Below are 5,512 nucleotides of genomic sequence, written 5' to 3'. Positions count from 1 at the left end.
GCGACTCCCATCGTGAGGAACATGGTGATCTCTGCCGAAGCCGGAAGTTCGGGTTCGCTTGGGGCAGCGAGGAGGAACGCCGGAAGCCAGGTCCACAGGGCATAGAGTTCCCACATGTGCCCGAAGTAGCCGAGATTGGCCAGCCGGGGGCCGCGTTCTCGGAACATCGTCAGGGCGTACTGCGGGTGACGGATGTGCGCGGAGGCGGCCAGGTAGGGACCCGGCGGGACCACCGCCACTGCCATCAACGCGCCGAGCAGCCCCAACCCGGCTGCAGTCAATAGGACGGCTCGCCACGGCAGGCCGGCAATCCCGCCGATCAGATGGGGGAGCGCGGAGCCGAGAGTGAGCGCCGCGACCAGGATGCCCACCGCCCGGCCCCTGGCGGAGCTCGCCGACCACGAAGCCATGAGCTTGATGCCGACGGGGTAGACACCGGCCAAGAAGACTCCGGTGAGGAACCGCAACGCGATGGCCCCGGCCATGCCCGATACGACTAGCGCGAACACGAGCGTGCACACGGCGGCGGCTGCGGCGCTGACTGCGAGCATCAGATGCGGCCGGATCCGGTCGGGCAGGTTGAGTGCGGCCGAACCGACAGCACCGACGACGAACCCGAATTGCACCGAACCCGTGAGCCAGACAGCCCCGGTCGATGAGATCCCCCACTCCTGGCGCAGACTGGGCACCACCGCCGACACCGAGAACCAGACCGCGAGCGCGAGAACCTGGACGGCGGCGATCGCGCCCCGTTGGACTCCGGGGTTCACGACGTCGCCTGAGCTGAGCGCCCTGACGAGCCGCCGGTCCGCATCACTCGCGAGATCGGAGATCCCAACGCGCGACGTCGGATGAGTGTCGGGGCGCTTACCCGCTGCCGCGGTATCTCGGCCGCAGGACGTTCCGCCCGCGGCGGAGTTTGGCTGTCAAAACAGCTGTTCATCAAGCAAATTCGATGATCATCGACACCATCCGTAGCCCTGTCGAAATCGTTCATGTCGAACAGCCACGGTGCGTGCCCGCTCTTTGCTGAGCTCTCATTAGTCGCGGCGGCTACTCGATGCCGGCCGCCACCGTCTCCAGGGCGGCCAGGTGTTCGTCGACCGAACCCAGCCCCGCCCCCATGGTGTTGACCGAGACGTGGGTTGCCCCGGCCTGTGCCCATGCGTGCAGTCCAGCGACCACCGCGTCGGGATCACCGGTCCAGGTGATCTGCGCCTCCATGCCGATCGCCGCGGGGTCGCGACCCGCCGCGATGGCAGCCTTCTCGACCTGCGCCCGTGCGTAGTCCAGATCGGGGCCGGGCTCCACCATCGGAAACCAGCCGTCGCCGAGGCGTCCGGCGCGCTCGTAGCCCGGGTCAGAGGCGGCGGCGAACCACACCGGGATCGGGCGCTGCACCGGCATCGGGGCCAGCCCGACACCATTCAGCCGGTGGTAGCGGCCCTCGAACGTGACCGAGTCCTCGGTCCACAGCCGTCGCAGCACCTCGACCTGTTCCTCGGAGCGCTTGCCGCGAGTCTTCATGTTCGCCCCGAGGGCTTCGTATTCCACTGCGTTCCAGCCCAACCCGACGCCGAACCGCAAACGTCCATTGCTGAGCAGATCGACCTCGGCGGCCTGCTTGGCGACCAGCACCGCCGGCCGCTGCGGCAGGACGATGACGCCAGTCACGAGTTCTAGCGTCGTGGTAACCGCCGCAAGGTAACCGAACATCACCAGCGGCTCGTGGAAGGTGCTGCGGATGTCGACGGGCCCCTGCCATCCGGTGTGCACCGCGGGATCGGCGCCCACCACGTGGTCGTAGGCCAGCAGGTGCGTATATCCCAGCTCCTCGACCCCCTCACCGTAGGCTCGTACCGCTCCTGCGTCGCCACGAAGATCGTTCTGCGGAAACACCACTCCTATGCGCACTATCCCTCCAAGAGTTTCTCGACCGCAAATGTGAAACACACTCCGGCGCATTCGAAATCGCTCACGTCGTACAGCCGCATTGTGTGGACCGTCTGTTGCGAACTCTCATTCATTCGACGAGGTCTCGTTCATTCGGCGTTACCTCTCATTGGGCGTAATCTCTACCGTAGAGAACGCTCTCTATCGAATCAATGAACGTCGTTGGGGCTGCACGCGGACGGCCACCGGGAACGCGCCCGAAGATCAACTGCTGGAAACGAGCCCGGTCGTCGAAGGTCCGGATCAGCGCTATTGACCCGAGCCGTGACGTGGTCCACGAGATCTGAACCCCGCGTGGTCGTCCGCCGTTGGAAGAGTTCGTTCGACCGGTGGATTGGACTCGGCAGGTCCGGTCCGGCGTACGTACCCGACGTCAATGGCTACCCGTTATGACCGGTGACGTGCGGCTGAGGGAGGATAGGTCGATCTCTCGCTTGAGCACTTTCCCGGTCGGGCCGAGGGGAAGATCGTCGACGATCCGCACGATTCGGGGATATTTATCCGCCGACACCCGCTCCTTGACGAACCCGGCTATCTCTTCCTCCGTGACCTCAGCACCGGGTTTCAGCATGACGACTGCGGCGACCTCTTCGCCGACCTTGACATCGGGGACGCCGATCACCGCGGACAGGTGCACGGCTGGATGCTCGCTCAAAACAGCTTCGAGGTCCGAGGGATAGACGTTATGGCCGTTGCGAATAATGAGGTCTTTCTTCCGGTCGACGATCTTGACGAAACCGTCCTCGTCGATCGAAGCCAGATCACCCGTCGAGAACCAGCCGTCGGAAGTGATCACGGCCTCGGTGGCGTCCGTCCGGCCGAAATATCCAGACATCACCCCGTGTCCGCGTACTTGAAGCTCGCCGACGGCGCCAACCGCCAACCGTGCGCCATCGTCATCGACCACCCGCTGCTCGACGCCCCACAACGGTGGACCGACCGTGCCCTTCTTCGCGAGTCCTGGCCGGCATAGATGTGTGATGGGCGAGGTCTCCGAAAGGCCATAGCCCTCGAACACCGGCACCCCTAGTTCACGTTCGAGTTCCTCCTGGAGTCCAGCTGCCAGGCCGCTCCCGCCGGAGGCCAGCCATCGTAGCGAGGACAGATCCCGTGGCCGAGATTGCTGCTCCGCCAGCAGCGCCGCGTGCATGCTCGGCACCCCCATGAACAGGCTTATTCGGTGACGCTCGATCAAGTCCACGGCCTCGGTGGCATCGAAGCGCGGTTGAAGCACGAGTTCGACGCCTGACTGCAGGCCGGCGTTCAGCACGCAGGTTTGACCGAAGGAGTGGAAGAAGGGGAGCGCCGCCAGGGCGACGTCATCCGCTCGCAAATCCGTGGCGTCAGCGACAATGCGCGCATTCCACAGCAGATTGTCGTGGGTCAACGCCGCACCCTTCGGGGCGCCGGTAGTTCCCGATGTGTAGATGATCACCGACAGATCGGAAGCATCGGTACACGCGATCGAGTCATCACCGGCCTCCGCGGAAGCGCTGTCGAGCAGGTCAGGCAAGCCGGTGAGCGGCCCGCCCGGCGGCCCGACGGAGTAGACCAAACGCACTCCGCACGCCTCCGCGGCCTTCCCGGCCGCCTCGTGAAAGCCGCTCCATGCGACGACAACCGTTGGCGTGCAGTCACGGAAGATGTACTCGAACTCCACCGCACTCATCAGTGGGGACAACGGAACCACTGTTGCACCGGTCCGCAGGGCGCCGTAGTAGACCACGGGAAAGTGCGGCACATTCGGCATCACCATGGCCACCCGATGGCCGGGTCCCACGCCCCCGTCGGAGAACAGTCGAGCGCAGCGCTTGGTGAGGTCGTCGAGCACCTCGACCGTCATCACGTAATCGCCGCTGCGCAGCGCGACGCGCTCAGCGCCGGCGGCGTTCGCGCCCGACAGGATCTGGGCAACGTTGAGCACCCGGCACCTCCTCGCTCGAAGTTGACCTCCAACGTAAAGAGCCAGGACCGCCTTTCAACACCGTTCATCGAAGGACATGGATCCGGCGGTCGGAGGATGTTTGCCGCCTCCACACCGCCATACGCTCGTCGAGATCACCAGAGAAGGAGACGAGTATGCGCATCGAGCAGGCCGACGTCGTCGTGGTCGTGGGATGCAGGCCGGCAAGTATTCGCCAACGGTGCTCTCGCAGTTCTCCCCAAGTTTCAAGCCAGGCCGACGCCCCAGAAAGGTACCTCCATGACGACTCTCGATGAGATCAAACCGGCTGCGAATTTGCTGGTCTCGGAGCCGATCACCCGCAGTGACACCGTCTACTCTCCGACCGATCGCGATGCAATACGAGACGCACACATCGGCAAGCTCGTCGATCGCTTCGCCGGGACGGGGTCGCGGCCGTTCTACGACTCTGTGGTGATCGCGGGTGCTGGTTTTACCGCCAGCATCATGGCGGCGCGACTGGCGCGTACCGAACAGTTCCACGGCAAGGTCGTGCTGGCCGGGCCGCGCACCGAGGAGTCTCGCCGGCTCAAGGATGGCGCGACGCTGCGAGGCCATGGCACCGATTACATCTGCTACGCACTAGGTGTGCCGCAGTACGCTTACGTCGATGCGCTGTACGGCGACATCATCGACGGCCGCGGCGTCGGTACGCGCAACGTTCTGACAATGTCGAAGAAAGATCCCAGCGGGACTTACGGATTCGCTCGCATCGCACCTTGGCAGGGCGGGCGCACCGGGTATCCGCGTCCCCTGTTTTACGGTGCGCGTAACAGCCGGATGCAGGGTGCGATGTATGAACTGATGGACCGGACCGGTTTGATCGAGGTGCCCGAGGCAATCAACTCCCTCGACGATGCTTACGCGCTGGCGCCGGGTAAACGGCCGTTGATCGTCAATGCCAGCCACAACAGCGCCCTGCTGAGCGGAAAGGCACCCCAGGTCGATTGGGCCACGATCGCCGTGCAAGCACCGTTAGCCGTGCGGCCCAGTGGCTTTCGATTCGTCGATTCCAACGCCGCGCTGTTCGCCGGTGTCAACCGTGGCTCCACGATCGACGTTGGACTGTTCAACCCGTTCGGTGATCCGCTGTCACCGCGTTCGACGTTCTACGGGATCATGGTCGGCGAAGTATCCCACCGCGCCGGCTTCGACAAGCAGCGTGAGATCGATACCCTCCTCGATGAACTCTATGGGATCGCCGATACCCTCGGAATGGACCTTGACGACCCCGACGAGACACTGTCGACAGGGTTGATTCCCGGCTCGCCCTGGAAGGCGCCCAAGTCATCGCCCGGCACGTTGGAGCTGCAACTGATTGCCCATCAGGGTGTTTCGGCAACCTTCTCCGACGGCATGACCTCCGGCGCCTCGGCTGCGGTGGCCGCGGCCGAAGCGGTGATCAGAGGTACCGATCCCGACCGCGCGGCCCGACGCGCCGTACGCGAAATCACCCGTGACCGCCGAATCTGGAACTTCAGTAGAAACAAACTGACGAGACCCTTCGACTTCCTCATCAGCCATTTCGGCGAGGGTGTCGCGGTGTATCCGTACACCAGCCATGCCCGTAGCACTTGGGGTAGTGCGGCTTGATCG

General features: G+C 64.4%; 4 protein-coding genes. 1 reads left to right on the top strand and 3 read right to left on the bottom strand.

What is annotated here, in order from left to right; genetic code table 11:
• From QOH60_RS28580 to QOH60_RS28570, 3 genes are all read right to left on the bottom strand, one after another.
• On the bottom strand, positions 1 to 770 hold a 770-nt coding region (locus QOH60_RS28580; protein ID WP_526425264.1), incomplete at its 3' end, for an MFS transporter.
• 283 nt (positions 771 to 1,053) lie between these two features.
• Positions 1,054 to 1,914, bottom strand: coding sequence for an LLM class F420-dependent oxidoreductase (locus QOH60_RS28575; protein WP_526425263.1), 861 nt, complete (start codon positions 1,912 to 1,914; stop codon positions 1,054 to 1,056).
• A 412-nt stretch (positions 1,915 to 2,326) separates the two neighbouring features.
• Complete coding sequence (locus tag QOH60_RS28570; protein ID WP_526425262.1) at positions 2,327 to 3,877, bottom strand: AMP-binding protein; 1,551 nt, start codon at positions 3,875 to 3,877, stop codon at positions 2,327 to 2,329.
• Positions 3,878 to 4,156: 279 nt separating this feature from the next.
• Between QOH60_RS28570 and QOH60_RS28565 the strand changes: the two genes are divergently transcribed.
• The gene (locus QOH60_RS28565; protein ID WP_526425261.1) at positions 4,157 to 5,509 is read left to right on the top strand and encodes a hypothetical protein; all 1,353 of its coding nucleotides are present in this window, start codon (positions 4,157 to 4,159) and stop codon (positions 5,507 to 5,509) included.
• The last annotated feature ends 3 nt before the right edge of the window (positions 5,510 to 5,512 follow it).

Source organism: Mycobacterium sp. (assembly GCF_032159765.1).
Classification (GTDB): Bacteria; Actinomycetota; Actinomycetes; order Mycobacteriales; family Mycobacteriaceae; genus Mycobacterium.
Note: the sequence above shows the minus strand (reverse complement) of the source record. Positions and strands in the feature narration are given on the sequence as shown.

What these genes read in the sequence shown, in the direction of transcription:
- QOH60_RS28565 (WP_526425261.1), top strand. Translation starts at nt 4,157, where the DNA reads ATGACGACTCTCGATGAGATCAAACCGGCTGCGAATTTGCTGGTCTCG.